General features: G+C 66.8%; 21 protein-coding genes. 8 read left to right on the forward strand and 13 right to left on the reverse strand.

Annotated features, from left to right (window positions below):
- The first annotated feature begins 78 nt into the window (after positions 1-78).
- Complete coding sequence (locus ACZ1I5_RS14200; RefSeq protein ID WP_465173973.1) at positions 79-813, forward strand: alpha/beta hydrolase; 735 nt, start codon at positions 79-81, stop codon at positions 811-813.
- A gap of 13 nt (positions 814-826) precedes the next feature.
- Here the strand turns inward: ACZ1I5_RS14200 and ACZ1I5_RS14205 are convergent, their stop codons facing one another.
- Positions 827-2,257, reverse strand: a complete 1,431-nt coding sequence (locus tag ACZ1I5_RS14205; RefSeq protein ID WP_465169892.1) for a hypothetical protein — start codon at positions 2,255-2,257, stop codon at positions 827-829.
- 63 nt (positions 2,258-2,320) lie between these two features.
- On the opposite strand from ACZ1I5_RS14205, the gene ACZ1I5_RS14210 reads away from it, so the two are divergent.
- Positions 2,321-3,508, forward strand: a complete 1,188-nt coding sequence (locus ACZ1I5_RS14210) for an acyltransferase family protein (protein WP_465169893.1) — start codon at positions 2,321-2,323, stop codon at positions 3,506-3,508.
- A 13-nt stretch (positions 3,509-3,521) separates the two neighbouring features.
- Here the strand turns inward: ACZ1I5_RS14210 and lpdA are convergent, their stop codons facing one another.
- From lpdA to ACZ1I5_RS14235, 5 genes are read right to left on the reverse strand one after another with little or no spacing between them, the layout of a single operon-like run.
- Complete coding sequence (gene lpdA / locus ACZ1I5_RS14215) at positions 3,522-4,916, reverse strand: dihydrolipoyl dehydrogenase (RefSeq protein ID WP_465169894.1); 1,395 nt, start codon at positions 4,914-4,916, stop codon at positions 3,522-3,524.
- On the reverse strand, positions 4,909-5,427 hold the full coding sequence (locus ACZ1I5_RS14220) for an endonuclease domain-containing protein (protein WP_465169895.1): 519 nt from the start codon (positions 5,425-5,427) through the stop codon (positions 4,909-4,911). Before ACZ1I5_RS14220 ends, lpdA begins: the two co-directional genes overlap by 8 nt.
- Positions 5,424-5,804, reverse strand: a complete 381-nt coding sequence (locus ACZ1I5_RS14225) for an acyl-CoA thioesterase (RefSeq protein ID WP_465169896.1) — start codon at positions 5,802-5,804, stop codon at positions 5,424-5,426. The genes ACZ1I5_RS14220 and ACZ1I5_RS14225 overlap by 4 nt, the downstream gene beginning before the upstream one ends.
- On the reverse strand, positions 5,797-6,021 hold the full coding sequence (locus ACZ1I5_RS14230) for a hypothetical protein (protein ID WP_465169897.1): 225 nt from the start codon (positions 6,019-6,021) through the stop codon (positions 5,797-5,799). The genes ACZ1I5_RS14225 and ACZ1I5_RS14230 overlap by 8 nt, the downstream gene beginning before the upstream one ends.
- 7 nt (positions 6,022-6,028) lie before the next feature.
- A complete protein-coding gene (locus ACZ1I5_RS14235) occupies positions 6,029-7,327 on the reverse strand; it encodes a pyruvate dehydrogenase complex dihydrolipoamide acetyltransferase (RefSeq protein ID WP_465169898.1) in 1,299 nt (432 codons plus the stop codon).
- 143 nt (positions 7,328-7,470) lie between these two features.
- Here ACZ1I5_RS14235 and ACZ1I5_RS14240 point away from each other — a divergent pair, with 143 nt between their 5' ends.
- The gene (locus ACZ1I5_RS14240) at positions 7,471-7,926 is read left to right on the forward strand and encodes a universal stress protein (RefSeq protein WP_465169899.1); all 456 of its coding nucleotides are present in this window, start codon (positions 7,471-7,473) and stop codon (positions 7,924-7,926) included.
- Positions 7,927-8,086: 160 nt separating this feature from the next.
- Positions 8,087-9,373, forward strand: a complete 1,287-nt coding sequence (locus tag ACZ1I5_RS14245) for a M20/M25/M40 family metallo-hydrolase (protein WP_465173974.1) — start codon at positions 8,087-8,089, stop codon at positions 9,371-9,373.
- Between the two features lie 24 nt (positions 9,374-9,397).
- Here the strand turns inward: ACZ1I5_RS14245 and ACZ1I5_RS14250 are convergent, their stop codons facing one another.
- The gene (locus ACZ1I5_RS14250; protein WP_465169900.1) at positions 9,398-9,880 is read right to left on the reverse strand and encodes a GAF domain-containing protein; all 483 of its coding nucleotides are present in this window, start codon (positions 9,878-9,880) and stop codon (positions 9,398-9,400) included.
- A 95-nt stretch (positions 9,881-9,975) separates the two neighbouring features.
- Between ACZ1I5_RS14250 and arfB the strand changes: the two genes are divergently transcribed.
- Positions 9,976-10,398: an alternative ribosome rescue aminoacyl-tRNA hydrolase ArfB gene (gene arfB, locus ACZ1I5_RS14255; protein ID WP_465169901.1), complete on the forward strand. Its 423-nt coding sequence runs from the start codon at positions 9,976-9,978 to the stop codon at positions 10,396-10,398.
- A 111-nt stretch (positions 10,399-10,509) separates the two neighbouring features.
- On the opposite strand, the gene ACZ1I5_RS14260 is transcribed toward arfB, so the two are convergent.
- A complete protein-coding gene (locus ACZ1I5_RS14260) occupies positions 10,510-11,157 on the reverse strand; it encodes an RluA family pseudouridine synthase (RefSeq protein ID WP_465169902.1) in 648 nt (215 codons plus the stop codon).
- A 46-nt stretch (positions 11,158-11,203) separates the two neighbouring features.
- On the opposite strand from ACZ1I5_RS14260, the gene ACZ1I5_RS14265 reads away from it, so the two are divergent.
- On the forward strand, positions 11,204-12,019 hold the full coding sequence (locus ACZ1I5_RS14265; RefSeq protein WP_465169903.1) for a M15 family metallopeptidase: 816 nt from the start codon (positions 11,204-11,206) through the stop codon (positions 12,017-12,019).
- A gap of 66 nt (positions 12,020-12,085) precedes the next feature.
- Here the strand turns inward: ACZ1I5_RS14265 and wrbA are convergent, their stop codons facing one another.
- Both wrbA and ACZ1I5_RS14275 read right to left on the reverse strand, forming a co-directional pair.
- The gene (gene wrbA / locus ACZ1I5_RS14270) at positions 12,086-12,688 is read right to left on the reverse strand and encodes an NAD(P)H:quinone oxidoreductase (protein ID WP_465169904.1); all 603 of its coding nucleotides are present in this window, start codon (positions 12,686-12,688) and stop codon (positions 12,086-12,088) included.
- Positions 12,689-12,846: 158 nt separating this feature from the next.
- Positions 12,847-13,545 carry a pirin family protein gene (locus ACZ1I5_RS14275; protein WP_465169905.1) on the reverse strand — a complete coding sequence of 233 codons (699 nt, stop codon included), beginning with the start codon at positions 13,543-13,545 and terminating at the stop codon, positions 12,847-12,849.
- A gap of 222 nt (positions 13,546-13,767) precedes the next feature.
- Between ACZ1I5_RS14275 and ACZ1I5_RS14280 the strand changes: the two genes are divergently transcribed.
- The gene (locus tag ACZ1I5_RS14280) at positions 13,768-14,685 is read left to right on the forward strand and encodes a LysR family transcriptional regulator (RefSeq protein ID WP_465169906.1); all 918 of its coding nucleotides are present in this window, start codon (positions 13,768-13,770) and stop codon (positions 14,683-14,685) included.
- Between the two features lie 177 nt (positions 14,686-14,862).
- The gene (gene ctrA, locus ACZ1I5_RS14285; protein WP_465169907.1) at positions 14,863-15,570 is read left to right on the forward strand and encodes a response regulator transcription factor CtrA; all 708 of its coding nucleotides are present in this window, start codon (positions 14,863-14,865) and stop codon (positions 15,568-15,570) included.
- 93 nt (positions 15,571-15,663) lie between these two features.
- On the opposite strand, the gene ACZ1I5_RS14290 is transcribed toward ctrA, so the two are convergent.
- From ACZ1I5_RS14290 to ACZ1I5_RS14300, 3 genes are all read right to left on the reverse strand, one after another.
- Entirely contained in the window at positions 15,664-16,011 is a 348-nt protein-coding gene (locus tag ACZ1I5_RS14290) for a GIY-YIG nuclease family protein (protein WP_465169908.1), read from the reverse strand.
- Between the two features lie 84 nt (positions 16,012-16,095).
- Positions 16,096-17,742, reverse strand: a complete 1,647-nt coding sequence (locus tag ACZ1I5_RS14295) for an amidohydrolase (RefSeq protein ID WP_465169909.1) — start codon at positions 17,740-17,742, stop codon at positions 16,096-16,098.
- Positions 17,739-18,605 (reverse strand): NAD(P)-dependent oxidoreductase, encoded by an 867-nt coding sequence (locus tag ACZ1I5_RS14300; protein WP_465169910.1) that lies wholly within the window; start codon positions 18,603-18,605, stop codon positions 17,739-17,741. Before ACZ1I5_RS14300 ends, ACZ1I5_RS14295 begins: the two co-directional genes overlap by 4 nt.
- Positions 18,606-18,707: the final 102 nt, after the last annotated feature.

The raw sequence follows: 18,707 nt of genomic DNA on the forward strand, positions 1-18,707 counted from the left end.
ACGATCGAGCGTGAAAAGGCGCGCAAGCATTTCATCATCAACAGCGTCGAGGAACTGTCGCTCGATGCCTGGAAGGGCATGGCGCGGGGCCATGGCGGGGAAGACGCGCTGGTCTTCGTCCATGGCTTCAATACCAGTTTCCCCGATGCGGTGTACCGCGCCGCCCAGATTTTCTGGGACCTCCAATATAAGGGCGTTCCGCTGCTCTTCTCCTGGGCCTCGGGCGGGCGGACCGCCGATTATGGCTATGACTATGACAGCGCCGATCACGGCGAGGATGCGTTTTGCGAGACGCTCGCCCATCTGCTCGATGCCGGCATCTCGCGGATCCATGTCATCGCGCACAGCATGGGCAATCAGCTCGTCGTCAACGCGCTCGAACGGCACGATCATGCGGCGACGCCGCTCTCGATCGCGGAACTGATGATGGCGGCGCCGGATGTCGACCGCGACGCCTACCTCAAGAAGATGCCCAAGCTGTGCAAGGTGGTGCCGGGGCTTACGCTCTACGCCTCTTCCGCCGACAAGGCGCTCACCCTGTCCAAGCGGCTGCGGCGCAACGTCCAGCGCGCGGGCGATGTGCGCGAAGGCCAGCCGTTGCTGGTCGATGGCGTGGATGCGATCGACATCACCGCCGTGGGTGCCGAGATCTTCGGCCTCGGCCACGGCGCCTATGCGTCGAGCCGGTCCATCCTGAACGACATCGGTCTGCTGATCAGCTCGCACTGGCGCCCGCCGAACAAGCGGCTGATCGAGCTGCGCGGCATGCCGGAGGATGCCGATCCTCCCCGCTGGTGGCGGTTCGCGGAGTGAGGCCCGGCGCCGTTCAGCCCAGCATGCCCTGATAGGTGCCGGGACTGTGCGGGAGCGACAACCGTGCAGCGGTACCCAAACCGGCCACCGCGATGAGGATCGCACCGCCCAGGATCAACGCCCGGCGCGGCAGCGGTCGTTCGCCGGCCAGCAGGATCGCCGCGAGTGCCGCCGCCATCATCGGCCACAGATGATAGCGCAGGTCTGACGCAATGCTGACCATGGCGAAGCTCGCCTCGAGCGCCAGCGCGGAGACGGCGAGCGCCAGCGCGATGTCGCGGGATGGGCTCGCCGGCCGGCCGATCGCGACGCCCAGCGCCGTCGCGGCGACGACGACCCAGGCGATGGGCCAGCCAAGCGGAGTCTCGGCCAGCCAGCCCCCTGCCCGCGCGATCGCCGCGGCGGCCGGGCCGGGAGAATCGAGGCCGAGATCGTTCGGCTCCGACCGGAGCGGCGGTGCGGCATCCGGCCTGCCCAGCGGCACGAACAGGCGCTCGGTCGAATTCAGGTGCGCGAGGCGGTGTTCGAGATAGGCGATCGGATGGTGGAGCGCCGATCCCAGCCACAGGGTGACGAGCGTGCGTGCGGGCACGAGATCGAGACGCTGGGCGATGCTGCCGCAGCGGCTGTCGTCGCCGAGCGGATCCCAGAAATAGGGCTGGTAGCAATGGCGGCGCGCGATCAGGGCGCGTTCCGCCCGCGGGAGATCGTCGGCGACGGAGAAATGCGCGATGCCGGCCAGATCGAAGATCGGCAGGGTCCGGGTGACCTCGGTCTGCCCGGCACCGAGCAGGCCGTGGTTGATCGGCGGCGTGACGGCCAGCACCATGAGGACTCCCGCGACGATTGCGAGGCCGCGCTGCCAGAGGCGCGTGGGCCAGGGCGCGAGCATCACCACCAGCGGCACTACCGCGAAGACGGCATTGGCGCGCACCAGCGTCGCATAAGCCAGCAACAGGACCATGGCGATGATGGCCGGGACCGGCATCCGACGCCCCGCCAGCCGCCACCAGCCGACCAGCCCGACCGCGGCGAGCATCGCGCCGAGCATCTGGGTATCCTTCAGCACGGCTGCCTGCCATCCGGCGAAGAGCGGGAGAGCGCCCATGGCGAGCACCGCTGCGCCTGCCCATGCCCTGCCGGTCCGCGCCAGCGCCGCCGCCAGCAGGCCGAGGCCGAGCCAGTAGAGCATGAGCTGGAGCTCGAACATCGGGGCCGCGCCCTGCCCCAACGGATGCAGCACCGCCCAGAGCCGCGCCATGACCGGCGGGTGCCAGTCCAGATAGATACCGCTCAGGACCTGGCGATATTGTTCGACCGAATCATATTCGACGACGCCCGGCCACCAAAGGGCCAGCGTCGCGGCACAGAGAAGGGCCGCCCCCGCCCCGATGATCGTCGCGGCGTGGCGTTCACTGATCGTTTCGCCATCGCGGTCGCGCATGCCATCATCCTTACTTGACGCGCCAGCCGGCTCCATCGATGGGCTGAGGAAATGGGGATTCTGTTGACCGACGTTGATGGCAGCGATGCGATGTCAGCGCCACCCACGCTGGTGGAAGCGGGTATAGACCGCTCGCATTCGATCGACGTCCTGCGTGCGCTCGCCGCGCTTGCGGTGGTCCTCTATCATGCGCGGGCCGAATTCTGGGTCGGCCTGCGCGACGTGTATGCGACCTATGGCTTGCGTACGGTACGACCGGATGTCTGGCTGTCCTATGGCTCGGGCATATTCTCGCTGGGCTGGCTGGGCGTGCCGATCTTCTTCGTGCTCAGCGGCTATTGCATCCATCTCGGATTCGCCACGAAATTGCAGGCGTCGCCCGTGACGACGCTGAATGTCGGCCAGTTCTACAAGCGCCGGTTCCTGCGCATCTACCCCGTCTATGTGGGGGCCATGCTGCTCACGGCGATCGTCGATTATGCGACTCAGCAGGGGCAATCGCCATCGGTGTGGATCAGCGCAAACCTGGCGAGTTTCGTCTTCAACCTGCTGATGGCGCAGGAATTGTTCGTCGGCACCTTCGGCTCGAACGGTGTCTTCTGGACCTTGTCGATCGAGTTCCATCTGTATCTCTTCTATCCCGTCATGTTCCTGTTGTTCCGCCGATATGGCCCCCGCAAGGCGCTCGCCGCGGCCGCCGGGATAAGCGTGGTGACCGCCTGCGCGTACTGGGCATTCGATCTGTCCCGGGTCTTCGTCCACGCGCGCGGCGGGAGTCCCCTTTTCACCAGCCATTTGTTCCTCTGGACCGCCGGCGCCTATCTCGCGGAAATTAAGGCCGGCCGGGCGCCGGCGTTGCGCGGGCGGCTGTGGCATGCCGGGTGGATCGCCGCGCTCCTCATCGGCATCTTCCTGCAGCTACGCGGCTCCTTCGGGTGGAGTCCCCTGTTCCTCGCCGTCGGCGCCGCCGGGCTCGTCGGCGTCGCGATACCCGCGATCGGCTATCTGTGCCGCCGCGACACCATCGGCGTGCGGGCCTTCTACCTTATCGGCGTCGCCAGCTATTCGCTGTACGCGACGCATTTACCCGTATTCCACGTGATCAACGCGGCGACCGGCGCGTACCGGTCGGCATCGATCCTCTACGCCTTTGCATGCGCCGGGATCGCCATCGCCTTTGCGCTGCTCTTTTTCCATCTGGTGGAACGCTACACGATCCGGGCGCCGAGGCAGCGACGCCCGTCAGCGTGAGTCCGCGTTCCGGTCAGATATGGATGACCTTGCCATAGGCGCCGAGCACGCTCTCGTGCATCATCTCGCTGAGCGTCGGGTGGGCGAACACGGTTTCCATCAGCTCGGCCTCGGTCGTCTCGAGCTGGCGGGCGATGACATAGCCCTGGATCAGTTCGGTCACTTCGGCGCCGACCATGTGCGCGCCGAGCAGCTCGCCGGTCTTCGCGTCGAACACCGTCTTCACGAAACCCTCGGCCTCGCCCAGCGCGATGGCCTTGCCGTTGCCGATAAAGGGAAATTTGCCGACCTTCACGTCGTGGCCGGCTTCCTTCGCCTTGGCTTCGGTGAAGCCGACCGAGGCGACCTGGGGCCGCGAATAGGTGCAGCCCGGGATGTTCCAGGTCTCGAACGGATGCGGCTTCTCGCCGGCGATCGCCTCGACGCAGACGACGCCTTCATGACTTGCCTTGTGCGCCAGCCAGGGCGGGCCGGTGACGTCGCCGATCGCGTAGATGCCCTCGACATTGGTGCGGGCATAGCCGTCGGTGACGATATGGCCGCGATCGGTCTTCACGCCGAGCGCTTCCAGCCCGATATCCTCGGTGTTGGGCACGATGCCGATCGCGACGATCGCGTGGCTGAACTCTTCCGAGGTCACCGAGCCGTCCTTGCCCTTGATCTTGGCGGTCACGCCATTCGCGCCCGGAGTCAGGCCCTCGATGCCCGCGCCGGTCATGATGCGGATCTTCTGCTTGGTCAGCGCCTTTTCCATGAAGGCGGAGACTTCCTCGTCCTCGACGGGCAAGATGCGCGGGAGCATTTCGACGATGGTCACCTCGGCGCCCATGTCGTTGTAGAAGCTGGCGAACTCGACGCCGATCGCGCCCGAGCCGATGACCAGCAGCCTGGTCGGCATTTCCTCCGGCACCATGGCGTGGCGATAGGTCCAGACGCGCTTGCCGTCGGCCTTGGCGAAGGGCAGGTCGCGGGCGCGGGCGCCGGTCGCGATGATGATGTTCTTCGCTTCGAGCTCGCTGGTCTTGTCGCCCTGCTTGACGCTGAGCTTGCCTTTCGCGGTGATGGTGCCGGTGCCTTCGTACACGGTCACCTTATTCTTCTTCATCAGGCCCTTGACGCCGGCATTGAGCTGGCCCGCGACCTTGCGCGAGCGCTCGACGATCCTGGTGAGATCGTAGCCCGGATTCTCGACCTTGAGGCCGTAATCGGCGGCGTGGCTGATATAATGATAGATTTCCGACGTGCGCAGCAGCGCCTTGGTCGGAATGCAGCCCCAGTTGAGGCAGATGCCGCCGAGCCGCTCGCGCTCGACGATCGCGGTCTTCAGCCCGAGCTGCGCCGCGCGGATCGCCGCGACATAGCCGCCGGGGCCCGAACCGAGGATGATGAGGTCGAAACTGTCAGCCACGTGGTAGGTCCTTCTTCTCCCTCCCCCCTTGCGGGGGAGGGCTGGGGAGAGGGGTCGGAGACGAAACCGGCTCGATGCCGGTTTCGTCTCCTTCGAGCGCAACGAGGATGGACGTAAGCACGCCCTCCGGATTGTTCAGTATGTCGTTGTTCCAGAAGCGCAGGAGGCGGAAGTCCTGCGATCTCAACCAGGCGTCGCGACGCGCGTCATAGGCATTCTCGATATGCTGCGATCCGTCCGCTTCGACGATCAATCGTTCAGCAAAACAGACGAAGTCGACGATGTACGGGTCGATCGGCTGCTGGCGTTTGAACTTCCAGCCGGCGAGCCGCTTGTTGCGCAGGAGCTGCCAAAGCGCACGTTCCGCCTCGGTCGGGTTGGTGCGCATGTGCTTGGCCTTGCCAAGCGCGCTCGCCTTCGTCGAGCGCCCCCCTCTCCTTCCCAACGCTTCGCGTTGGGCCCCTCCCTCCCCCGCAAGGGGGGAGGGGGAAGAAGAGGTCGTGCCGATCACGCCGCCAGCGCCTTTGGTCTGCCGTCCTTGCCCATCGATACCAGAATATAGGTGCCGCGCGCCGCGCGTGCAGTGCTCTCGCCGTGGCGGTCGCGTCGCCAGACGTCGACGTCGACGGTCATCGAGGTCGTGCCGGTCGCGACGATTTCGGCATGAAAGGAGACTTCGTCGCCGATGTTGACCGGCATGGTGAAGCTGAAACCGTTCGCCCCGACGACGGGTGCGTGCCCGCCGCATCGGCGCGAGGCGACCGAGCCGGCGGCGAGCGCCATCTGGCCCATCAGCCAGCCCACGAAGATGAAGCCGTAAGGATTCGCATCGGCTGCCATCGCGGTCGCGCGGATGACCGGCTCGGTGCCGGGAGGGCCGTCAGCCATTGGCGCGGGGCTGGCCGTGCTTCGCCTCCTGATCGGCGCGCCAGGCGAGCCTGAGCGGCCGGACGCCCATGAACACGACCACCGCGACCACGACATAGGCGACGTCCCAGATCGCGCCCGCCGATTTGGGCACACCCCAGGCAGCGGCCGAAGCAAGCAACGCCGTGCCGACCACGCCGGCGGCGATGTGCAGCAATTCGTAGAGCGTCCGCTTCACCGCGCCCTCACGCCACCATGCCCAGCGGGTTCTCCACCAGCGCCTTGAACGCCTGCATCAGCTGCGCACCGTCGGCGCCGTCGATCGCGCGGTGATCGAAGCTGCCGGTCGCCGACATGATCGTCGCGATGCCGAGCGCGTCGTCGATGATCCAGGGACGCTTCTCACCCGCGCCGATCGCCATGATCATGGCCTGGGGCGGATTGATCACTGCCTCGAACTGCTTGATGCCGAACATGCCCATGTTGCTGAGGCTGGCGGTGCCGCCCTGATATTCCTCGGGCTTCAGCTTGTTGTCGCGGGCGCGGCCCGCGAGATCCTTCATCTGCTCCGAGATCGCGGCGAGGCCCTTGGTGTCGGCCTCGGCGATGATCGGAGTGATCAGGCCCGACGGCGTCGAGACCGCAACCGAGATGTCGGCGCGCTGGAAGGTGATCAGCTGGTCCGGCGTGAACATGACGTTGCACTTGGGCACCTGGATCAGGCTGACCGCGAGCGCCTTGATCAGCAGGTCGTTGACCGACAGCTTCACGCCGCGCGATTCGAGCGCTGCGTTGAATTCGGTGCGCAGCTTCATGAGCTTGTCGAGGCGGATGTCGACGGTGAGATAGATGTGCGGCACCGTCTGCTTGGATTCGGTGAGGCGGCGCGCGATCGTCTTGCGGATGTTGGACAGCTTTTCCGCGGTGTGCGGGATGTCGGGCACGACGGCCGGCTTGGCGGGGGCCGGCGCCGCGGCAGCGGCCGGTGCGGCGGCTTCGGTCGCGGGCGTCGCGGCAGCGGCGGGCGCCGCGCCGGGCCTGGCGCCCTCGACATCGGCCTTGACGATGCGGCCGTTCGGGCCGGAGCCGGCCAGCGCCGACAGCTCGACGCCCTTTTCGGCGGCAATGCGGCGGGCGAGCGGGCTTGCCTTGACGCGGTCGTCCGATGCCGGTGCGGGAATCGCGGCGGGCTTGGGCGCCTCGGCAACGGGTGCGGGCGCGGCTTCCTGTTTCGGGGCTTCCGCCTTGGCCTCCTCCTTCGGCGCGGCGGCCTTGGGGGCGGGGGCCGCATCGGCGCTCTCGCCTTCTTCCAGCAGGGTCGCAATGACGGTGCCGACCTTCACATTGTCAGTGCCCTCGGCAACGAGGATCTTGCCGATCACGCCTTCGTCGACCGCCTCGAATTCCATCGTGGCCTTGTCGGTCTCGATCTCGGCCATCAGGTCGCCCGACTTGACGACATCGCCTTCCTTCACGAGCCATTTCGCCAGCGTGCCCTCCTCCATGGTGGGGGACAATGCAGGCATCTTGATCTCGATCGACATGGGGAGGCTTTCCTCTAACCGAATCCGTAGCGGCTCGTTCCCTTCGCGCCCGATGCGGGCGGGGTCAAGACCGGGCGCGCTGAACCAGGCTACTCTTGCGTAAAACCGGGGCCCGGCCCACCTAGCGGGCAGAGGGGGAAAGCATGCGTATCTATCTGGTCGTGATCGACGAGAATCCGGAAAGCGAGATCGCCTTGCGCTTCGCGGCGCGGCGCGCGGTGAAGACTGGTGGCGGGGTGGAGATACTCACCCTGATCGCGCCGGCCGAGTTCGTCGCCTTTGGTGGCGTGCAGGCCACCATCGAGGACGAGGCCCGCATCCATGCCGAGGCGCTGGTCGCCGGCGCGGCGGGAACCTTGCTGGAGGAATCGGGGCTGCGACCCTCGATCACGGTGCGCCAGGGCGAAGGCCCGAAAATCATCCGCGAGATGATCGCGGAGAATCCCGACATCGCTGCTCTGGTCCTCGGTGCCGCGGCGAGCGGCGCGCCGGGGGCATTGGTCGCGCATTTCGCGGGCGCCGATGCGGGCGCCTTGCCGATTCCGTTGATGATCATTCCGGGGTCGCTCAGTCGCGAGGCGATCGACCGGCTGAGTTGATCGCCGAAATGCCGTCATGCTGAACTTGTTTCAGCATCCATGCGCGGCGTGCGAACCGCGAGCGACGTTTGCGTGGCCTCTGCCCGCGCATGGACCCTGAAACGAGTTCAGGGTGACGAATGGGGTTGATGCTCCGCGAGTGGCCCGCCACCATCCGGCGATGCACCGCTTCATCCCTCTTACCGCCCTGCTTCTCGCCACGCCTGCCGCCGCGCAGGACGCGCCCGACCCCACCCGGCTGAAGGCGACGGTCGAGAAGCTGGTCAGCTTCGGCACGCGGCACAGCCTGTCCTCCACCGACGACCCTGTCCGGGGCATCGGCGCGGCGCGGCGTTGGGCGGCGGGGGAACTGACGCGCATCTCGGACGGATGCGGCGGGTGCATCACCAGCGCCAATATCGCGCGCACTTTCGTGGGGCCGCGCGCGCCGAACGGGGTGGAGATCGTCGATGTGCTCGGCTTCCAGCAAGGGATCGAGCCGCGCCGGGTGATCATCATCGGCGCGCATATCGACAGCCGGGTCAGCGACGCGATGAACGCGACTGGCGACGCGCCGGGCGCGAACGACGATGGATCGGGCGTGGCCCTGGTGCTCGAGGCGGCGCGCATCCTGTCCCGACAGAAATTCCGCGCGACGATCGTCTATGCGCTCTTCTCGGGCGAGGAACAGGGATTGTGGGGCGGTACCCTGCTGGCGGAGACCGCCAGGCAGAAGAACTGGGTCGTCTCGGCGATGCTCAACAACGACATCGTCGGCAACACGATCGGCGAGGACGGCGTGCGCGTGGCCGACCGGGTGCGTGTCTTTTCCGAAGGCATCGGCGCGGCGGAGGATCTGGCGGCCGTGCAGAAGCGCCGGCAGAATGGCGGCGAGGATGACGGGCCGTCGCGGGCGCTGGCCAAGGCGGTCGACGGGGTGGCAGCCGCGATCAAGGGCGGGATCGACGTGTTCGTCGACCGGCGCCCCGACCGGTTCGGGCGCGGCGGGGACCACAGCCCGTTCCTGGCGCTTGGCTATCCGGCGATCCGCTTCACCGTCGCGGCGGAGAACTGGAAGGCGCAACACCAGGACGTCCGGGTCGAGAACGGGATCGCCTATGGCGACACGGTCGACAAGATGGACTTCGACTATCTGGCGAAGGTGACCGCGATCAACGTCGCGACGGTCCGGCGGCTCGCGGCCGCGCCGGCCGCACCGTCGGGGGTGAAGATAGCGGGCGCGCTGGGCTATGACACGACGGTCACCTGGCTGCCGGTCGAAGGCGCCGCCGGGTATCGCATCCACTGGCGCAGGACCGATGCGCAGGACTGGCAGAAATCGGTCGATCTTCCCGCTAGCGCGGCCACCGAGGTGCTGAAGGGCGTGCCGGTCGACGACCATTTCGTCGGCGTATCGGCGCTGGGCGCCAACGGGGCGGAGAGCCTGGTGACGTTCGCGGGGCCCTGAGGATCGAGCCGATCCGCCGGCGGATCAGGCGATACGGGGCGCGAGCAGCCGGACCAGCGCCTCGCACCCGGCGGCATCCTCGGCATCGAAGCGCGCCGCCTCGGGGCTGTCGAGATCGAGCACGCCGATCAGCCGCCCGTCATGGACGATCGGCACGACCAGTTCCGACCGGCTCGCGGCGTCGCAGGCGATATGGCCGGGAAAGGCGTGGACGTCCTCGACAATCTGCGTCGCCAGGGTGGCGGCGGCGGCACCGCAGACGCCCGCACCGATCGCGATGCGGATGCAGGCGGGCTTGCCCTGAAATGGGCCGAGCACGAGCTCGCCACCGACCAGCCGGTAGAATCCGGCCCAGTTGAGATCGGGCAGATATTGCCAGATCAGCGCCGCAGCATTCGCCATATTGGCGACCGCGTCGGGCTCGTCGGCGGTGAGCGCGCCGAGCGCGGCTTCGAGATCATGATAGAGATCGGCCTTGGAGCCGCCCGAGATGTCGAACTGGTACACGCGTCTTCCTTCGTCTGAGGGGGCGAGATGAGGATGGTTGAGGCCGCATGCAAGCATCGGATTGGCCCGAACCGTCGAATCGCCTAACCGGGGGCATGGTTGCCATTCCCGTCACCCGATCGATCGCGATCGACAGCGATGAGCTGGAGGAATCCTTCACACGCGCCGGGGGTCCGGGCGGGCAGCATGTCAACACGACGGATTCGGCGGTGCTGCTGCGCTTCGATGTCGGCGCCTCACCCAATCTGCCCGAGGCAGTGAAGAACCGGCTGGCGATCCTGGCCGGATCGCGGATGACGCGTGACGGCGTGCTGGTGCTGAGGAGCGAAGGCGCGCGGTCGCAGTTGCTTAACCGCCAGGAAGTACGCGAGCGGCTGATCGAGATGATCCGCGAAGCGACGATCGTTCCGAAGAAGCGGCGCCCGACCAAACCGTCCAAGGCAGCGAAGGCGCGGCGCATGGAGGGCAAGGCCAAGCGGTCGACGGTGAAGTCGCTGCGGGGCAAGCCGATCGATTAGGGACCAGTATCCCGCCGTTCGCCCTGAGCTTGTCGAAGGGCTGTTCTTGCAACGTGAGGAAGAAAGAACAGTGCTTCGACAAGCTCAGCACGAACGGGCGTGTTCCGGGGATCAGAGGCTAAACCCGGCCTTCAGGAAGCGTTCGGGCAGCGGCGCCTCGGCCTTGATCGGGTCCTTGCCGGTGCGCGGCACCATGAGCGAGGCGGCATGCAGCAGGCTTTCGCCCTTGCCGTCGCCATAGACGGGATCGCCGACCACCGCCGCGCCGAGCGCCTCGGCGGCATGGACGCGGATCTGGTGGGTGCGGCCGGTTTCGGGGCGGAACTCGACGAAGCTGCGTCCGTCCTTCACCTCGATGACGCGCCAGGCGGTGCGCGAGGGCTTGCCCTTCGGGTCGCCGCGCATGCGCCAGCCGGTTTCAGCCGTGCTCACCTTGGACAAGGCCAGATCGATCAGGCCGCTCTCGCCCTCGACCACGCCTTCGAGCACCGCGATATAGCGTTTCTCGACGATGCCCGCCTCGAACGCGTGATGCAGCCGCGCATGCGCCTTGGGGTTGCGCGACAGCAGCAGGCAGCCCGAGGTGTCGCGGTCCAGCCGGTGCACTGCCTGGGGCCAGCGGCGGAAACCGAAGGCCAGCGCTTCGAGATGGTTTTCGAGGCTGATCGAGCCATCGCGGGGCCGGTCGACCGGCAAGCCGGCAGGCTTGTCGATCACGATCGCCTCGCCATCGAGGAACAGGACTCTATCCAGAAGCATTTGCAGCCCTTGCCACTCCGCGCGGCCACATGCCAGAGGATCTCCAGTGAAACCGAGCACGACGCCCGCGATCCGCGCCCTGTTGTCGGCCGCGTGCCTCGGCGCGATGCCGGTGCCCGCCCAGGCCCAGAGCACCCCAACACCGCTGCCCGTGGCGCCGATCATGGTGCCGGGCATCGGTGTCACCGGGGCGGATGGCCGCATGTTCGGTCATCTGCCCTATGCCGAAGCGGCCGCGAGCGAGATGGTGCCCGTCGCCGTTCCCGGCTTCGCGCTGGGTGGAACCTGCCGCCTGCAAAAGGACGCCGCGGCCGATCTTACTGCGCTGATCGAGGCCACTAATGCGGTGCCGAGCGTGGCGCACCGGCTCCGGGGGGTCTCCTGTTACCGCACCATCGCCTATCAGCGGTCGGTGTTCTGCCGGACCGGTGCGCGCGATTCCTGCGGAAACGTGGCGGCACGATCACGCGACGTGGGGCCGCCCGGCTATAGCGAGCATGCGACTGGCTATGCGATCGACTTCGGCATCCACCCATCGCCCGGCTGCCCCGATCTGCAATGGTGCATGGCGAGCACGCCGGCGGGCCTGTGGCTGATCGCCCACGCGCGCGACTTCGGCTTCGAATTGTCCTTCCCGGCGAACAACAGCCAGAATGTCGGGTGGGAGCCGTGGCACTGGCGCTGGGTCGGCCGCACCGCCCAATCGCCGGGCGCGGCGCGTGCCCGCGCGATCTTCGCCCGCGCCCGCGCGCAATTCCCCGCGCGGCCGGGAATCGCGGAACCGTTGATCGAGACGGTCCATGCGAAGCCAGCGCCGCGTATCCTGCCGATCCCGTTCGTCTGGCCAGGTGTCTATTATTAGGCCGTCATGCGAAAGGGCGCCCGCGGCAAGCCGCGAGCGCCCTTCGTCGCACCGTTACCGGCGGGTTCAGCCGAAGACCTTGGCCGCGACTTCGGCGATACGGCGGCCCTGATAGCGCGCGCCATCGAGTTCGAGGCTGCTCGGCTGGCGGCTGCCGTCGCCATCGGCGATCGTCGTCGCGCCATAGGGCGAATTGCCGTGCACTTCCTTGACGCCCATCTGGCCGGCAAAGCCGTAGTCCAGGCCGACGATGGTCAGGCCGAAATGCAGCAAATTGGTGATGATCGAGAAGAGCGTCGTCTCCTGCCCGCCATGCTGAGTGGCGGTCGAGCTGAACGCGCCGCCGATCTTGCCGTTGAGCGCGCCACGGAACCACAGGCCGCCGGCCTGGTCGAGGAAGGACGCCATCTGGCTCGGCATGCGGCCAAAGCGGGTCGGCGCGCCGACGATGATCGCGTCATAATTCGCCAGCGCCTCGACGCTTTCGATGACGGGGTGGGCGGTGTCGGCCTTGAAGCCGGCTGCGGCTGCGACCTCGGCGGGCGCGGTTTCGGGGACGCGGCGGATATCGACTTCGGCGCCGGCGGCGCGGGCACCCTCGGCGACGGCATCAGCCATCTGCTCGATATGGCCGTAGGAAGAATAATAGAGCACCAGAACCTTGGTCATGTGAAATCTCCTGGGAAAATGTCCCTCCCGCCCGTGGGAAATCCGGGCGGGAGGAACTGGGGGTGGGCGCCCGACACGCAACTGGCCGGGGCTTTCGGGGAGGACGAATGCCCACCCCCGTCCGTTCCGCCCGGGGGAGTGGGCGGAACGGAATTCGGTTATTCGGAGTCGACGAGCACCAGCTCTGCATCCTCGATCGCCTTGATCTCGACCGTCTGGCCGCCGCTGATCGCCGCGCCGTCACGCGCCTTGAAGGGCTGGCCATCAATCTCGATCGCGCCGGTGGCGGGGACGAGATAGGCGTGACGCCCATCGCCCACGCTGTGGGTGATCGTCTCGCCGGCCTTGATCGTCGCGCCGAGCACCCGTGCATCCGCCCGGATCGGCAACGCGTCCTTGTCCTCGGCGAAGCCGCTGGCGAGCACCGCGAACTTGCCGCTGCGATCGCTCTTCGGGAAGGGCTTGGCGCCCCAGCTCGGCGAGCCGCCGGTCCGCTTCGGCTCGATCCAGATCTGGAAGAGCGTCGTCGTCTCGGGCTCGAGATTATATTCGGCATGGCGGACCCCGGTGCCCGCGCTCATCACCTGGACGTCACCCGCTCCGGTGCGGCCTTCGTTGCCCATCGAATCCTTGTGCGTGATGGCGCCTTTGCGGACATAGGTGATGATCTCCATGTCGCGGTGCGGATGCGCCGGGAAACCGGCGTTCGGCCCGATCTCATCATCGTTCCAGACGCGGATCGCGCCCCAGCCCATCCGGGACGGGTCATAATAATTGGCGAAGCTGAAATGGTGGCGCGCGTTGAGCCAGCCATGATCGGCATGGCCCAGGCTCTCGAACGATCTTTTCTCGATCATGGGGTGTGTCCCTAAAAGCAGGAATTGTGTTGCCGCCAAGATAGGGATTTGGATCAGGGCGTAAATGGAAACGCTGGAAACTGATCGTTTCGCCTCTTGCTGTCATGCTGAACTTGGTTCAGCATCCATGCGCGGTCAGTGGCCCCAATGAGCGGCGCTCCTGAGGCAGACGACCGCGCATGGACCCTGAAACGAGTTCAGGGTGACGGAGTGCCTGAACCGATGCGTCTGCCGGATCTCGAAGCCTGGGCGATCTTTGCCTCCGTCGTCGAACATCGCTCGTTCAGCGGGGCGGCGGATGCGATCGGGGTGTCGAAGGCGACCGTGTCGAAGGCGGTGACCCGGCTGGAGGCGCATCTTGGCCAGTCGCTGTTCCACCGCACCTCGCGGCGGCTGACCCTGACCGAGAGCGGCAAGAGCCTGGCCGAGCATGCCGCGCGCATCCTGGCCGAAGCGGTCGCAGCGGAAGAGGCGGCGCACGATGCGGCGACGGCACCGCACGGGCTGATCCGGGTGACCGCACCGATGACGCTCGGGCTGGTCAGCCTGACGCCCGCCCTTGCCGAGTTCCTGAGCGCTCATCCGGGGATCGAGATCGATCTCCACCTGTCCGATGCGAAAGTCGATATCGTCGCGGAGGGCATCGATGTCGCGCTGCGCATCGCGGATCTGCCCGACAGCTCGCTGCGCGCGCGGCGCCTGGGGCCGATCGCGATGCATATCGTCGCGGCGCCTTCCTATCTCGAAAAGCACGGGCGCCCGACTCATGCCGCGCAGCTGGGGGAGCATGCATGCCTGGGCTATACCAATGTCACCGGCCCGTGGCGCTTCATCGGACCGGGCGGTGCCGAGGTCGCGGTGCGGCCGGCCGGGCCGCTCCGGTCGAACAGCGGCGATGCGCTGCTGCCCGCGCTGAGGGCTGGGCTCGGCATCGGCATCCTGCCCGATTTCATCGTTGGCGGAGACTTGGCGGCGGCCACGCTCGAGGCGTTCCTGACCGACTGGCACAGTCCGCCGATCGCGCTGCACCTGCTCACCCCGCCGGGCAATTTGCGGCCCGCGCGCGTCGAAGCACTGATTGCTTTCCTGACCGAGAGGTTTCGCCATATCTGCGCCGCGGAAGGCCCGGGGAGCGGCTGAGACGACCCCGCCAGGCTCGATTCCGGCGCCCCAAAAACCCCGCGACTCGCGCATTTCGGCCGGTTAGCGAAGAATTAACCTTTTGCGTTCATCCCCAGTCAGGTTAATGGTTAGTGCAGGGGCGCGCCGAGCCGTCGGGGGTATCGAGCGCAGCGACGTGACGGGGGGACTGCCAGGATGCGCGTATTGCTGATCGAGGATGAGCCGACGACCGCGAAGGCGATCGAGCTGATGCTCACCACGGAAGGATTCAACGTCTACACCACCGATCTGGGCGAGGAAGGCCTCGATCTGGGCAAGCTGTACGACTACGATATCATCCTGCTCGATCTCAACCTGCCCGACATGCATGGCTATGACGTGCTCAAGCGACTTCGCGTCGCCCGGGTGCAGACGCCGGTGCTGATCCTGTCGGGCATCAACGAGATGGATTCCAAGGTGCGCAGCTTCGGGTTCGGCGCCGACGATTACGTCACCAAGCCCTTTCACCGCGAGGAACTGACCGCGCGCATCCATGCCGTGGTGCGTCGTTCCAAGGGCCATAGCCAGTCAGTGATCCGCACCGGCAAGCTCGCCGTGAACCTCGACGCCAAGACGGTCGAAGTCGATGGCAGCCGCGTCCACCTGACCGGCAAGGAATATGCGATGCTGGAGCTGCTGTCGCTGCGCAAGAGCACGACGCTGACCAAGGAAATGTTCCTGAACCACCTGTATGGCGGCATGGACGAGCCCGAGCTCAAGATCATCGACGTCTTCATCTGCAAGCTCCGCAAGAAGCTGAGCATGGCCTGCGAAGGCGAGAATTACATCGAGACCGTCTGGGGCCGTGGCTATGTGTTGCGCGACCCGGAAGAGATCGGGACGCCGGTCGCAGAGGTCGCCTGATCCAGGCTTGCTGGTATCGGCTTACGGCAGTTCGGGCCGCGGCATCGGGGGGTGCCGCGGCCTTTCTTTTTGTTGGGGGGTGGCCCAACGCCGTCATGCTGAACTTGTTTCAGCATCCATGCGCGGCCAGCGCGGCCGGGAGAGCGGATCGAGGCCATAGTCCAACGCCAGATCGCGCCAGCCCGGGTTGGTAGCTTCGATCAGATTGATCTTCCAGGCGCGGCGCCATGCCTTCAACTGCTTTTCTCGGCGGATTGCGTTCTCCATGTCGCCGAAGAATTCGAGAAGCACGAGGCGCGTGGCACCGTATTTGGTGACAAAGCCCTTGGTGATCCCCTGACGGTATTGGATCATGCGGCCGATCGGGTTCGAGGTCACGCCGGTATAGATCGTGCCGCGCTTCTGGCTGGCGACGATGTAGACTGCTGGTACGCGTTCCATTCACGTTACCCCCCGCATCGACTGACCGCGCATGGATGCTGAAACAAGTTCAGCATGACGGCAAGGGTGGAGCAGCCCCTCCCCCTATTTCCGCACATATTCCTTGTGGCCGCCGACCCAGGTCTCCTCCACCCTGGTTGCGCGAAGCTCGCTCGGGCCGGCCAGTAGCGGGTCGCGGTCGACGATGATGAAGTCGGCGCGCTGGCCCGGCGCGAGCCTCCCGAATTTGTCCTCGGCGAAACCGGCATAGGCGGCGGCGCCCGTAAAGGCCCACCACGCCTGTTCGCGCGTCAGCTTTTCCTCCGGACGCCAGCCGCCATAGGGCTGGCCCTCGGCATCCTGGCGGGTGAAGGCGGCGGCCCAGCCGGCGAACGGATCCGGGCTCTCGATCGGATAGTCCGAGCCGAACGCCAGGACCGCGCCGTTCTTCAGCATCGACGCCCAGGCATAGGCGCCGGCAAGCCGGTCCGGCCCGAGCCGCGCTTCGGCCATCACCCGGTCCGACGTCTGGTGGACCGGCTGCATCGAGGCGATCGTGCCGTGCTGGCCGAAGCGCGGCAGATCGGCCGGATCGACGATCTGGGCATGCTCGATCCGCCAGCGGCGGTCGCCCTTGTACGTCTCCGACAGTTCCTCGATCGCGTCGAGCACCTGGGCATTGGCCTTGTCGCCGATCGCGTGGACCGCGACCTGGTAATTGTCCATCGCCGCCCGGCTCATCAGGTTGCGGATCACGTCGTCGGCGAGGAAGCCGAGGCCGGATTCCTTGGGCGCATCGCTGTACGGCGCCTTCAGCCACGCCCCGCGCGAACCGAGCGCGCCATCGGCATAAAGCTTCACCCCGCCCATGCGCAGCCGATCGGCGTAGAGCCACTGAGTCGGGCCGGCGCCGCCGACCCGCACGGCCGTCTCGACGCTGTTGCCATAGCTCATGATGCGGATGCGCAGCGCGCCCGCGTCACCCGCGCGACGGTAGCTGAGCCAGTCGTCGAGCGAGCTGCCCATATCGGCGGTTGCGGTCACGCCGAGGCTGAGCAGTTTCGCCTGCGCCTTGAGGAAGGCGGCGTCGCGATCCTTGGGCAGGGGCTGCGGCACGGCCTTGGTGACGAGATCCTGCGCCGCGTCGACGAACACCCCATTGGCCATGGCGCCAGTCTTTTCGATGCGGCCGCCGGCAGGCGATACGCTCTTCGCGCTCACCCCCGCCGCCTTCATCGCGGCGGTGTTGGCCCAGCTCGCATGGCCGTCGACGCGCGAGAGCCAGACGGGGCGGTCGCTGACCACTGAATCTAGATCGGCCGCCGTCGGAAAGCGGCCGAGCGCCCAAAGCTCCTGGTTCCAGCCGCCGCCAAGGACCCATTTCTTGTCGGGATTGGCGGCGACATAGGCAGCGATCTTCGCCTTGGCCTCGTCGAGCGATTTCGTGCCCGAAAGATCCAGTTCGACGTCGCGAAAGCCCAGGTCCATCACATGGCCGTGCGCGTCGATGAAACCGGGGAGGAGCACCCTCCCCTTCATGTCGGCGCGCCAGTCGAGCTTTTCCGGGCGCTTGTCGCCCGGCTGCATCAGCCGGATGACCTTGCCGTCGGGCGTCATCAGCACGCCGTTGAAGTGGATGACCTTGCCGTCCTTGTCGAGCGTCATGCCGTTGACATTGTCGACGAGGGAGTCAGCGAAGGCGGGGACGGCGGCAAATGAGAGCGCGACGGCAGCCGCGGCAAGTCGTTTCACCGCGGCAACCTGCGCACCAGCGAGCTCGTGTCGTTGCGGCCGCCGCCCATCTTCTGGACGTCGGCATAGAATTGATCGACCAGCGCGGTCAGCGGCAGGGTCGCGCCGTTGCGGCGCGCCTCGTCGAGGGTGAGGCCGAGATCCTTGCGCATCCAGTCCACCGCGAAGCCGAAGTCGAACTTGTCCTCGCTCATCGTCGACCAGCGATTGACCATCTGCCAGCTCGACGCCGCGCCGCCCGACACCGCTTCGAACACCTTGTCGGTGTCGAGACCGCTGACCTGAGCGAAGCGCAACGCCTCGGCCACGCCCTGCACGACGCCGGCGATCGCGATCTGGTTGACCATCTTGGTCGTCTGGCCAGCACCGGCTTCACCGATATGGACGATGCGCAGCGCATAGGCCTGCATCAGCGGCTCGGCCGCAGCCATCGCCTCGGCGGTGCCGCCGCACATGATCGAGAGCTTGCCGTTCTCGGCCCCCGCCTGGCCGCCCGAGACGGGGGCGTCGACGACGAGCAGGCCCTTCGCCCCGCCATCTTCCGCCAGCCGCCGCGCGATCTTCGCCGAGACGGTGGTGTGGTCGACGAACAGCGCGCCCGCGGGCATCGTACCGAACACGCCGTCCGCGCCCAGCGTGATCTCGGCCAGATCGTCGTCATTGCCGACGCAGCTGAACACCGCATCCTTGCCGGCCGCGGCCTCGGCCGGAGTGGCGGCGACGGTGCCGCCGTATTTCTCGGCCCAGGCCTCCGCCTTGGCGCGCGAGCGGTTGTAGACGGTGACGGCGTGGCCGGCGGAGACGAGATGCCCCGCCATCGGCGCGCCCATCACTCCGGTTCCGATGAATGCGATGTTGCTCATGGAGGATCGCGATAAGGGGTGTTTCCGCGTCACGCTAGTTGAGAGTCGCGCCGCGCGGGCCGTAACGACCATTGCGGCTGACGATTTCAGGGCCTACCTCGC

Source organism: Sphingomonas sp. BL-S-30 (assembly GCF_055521475.1).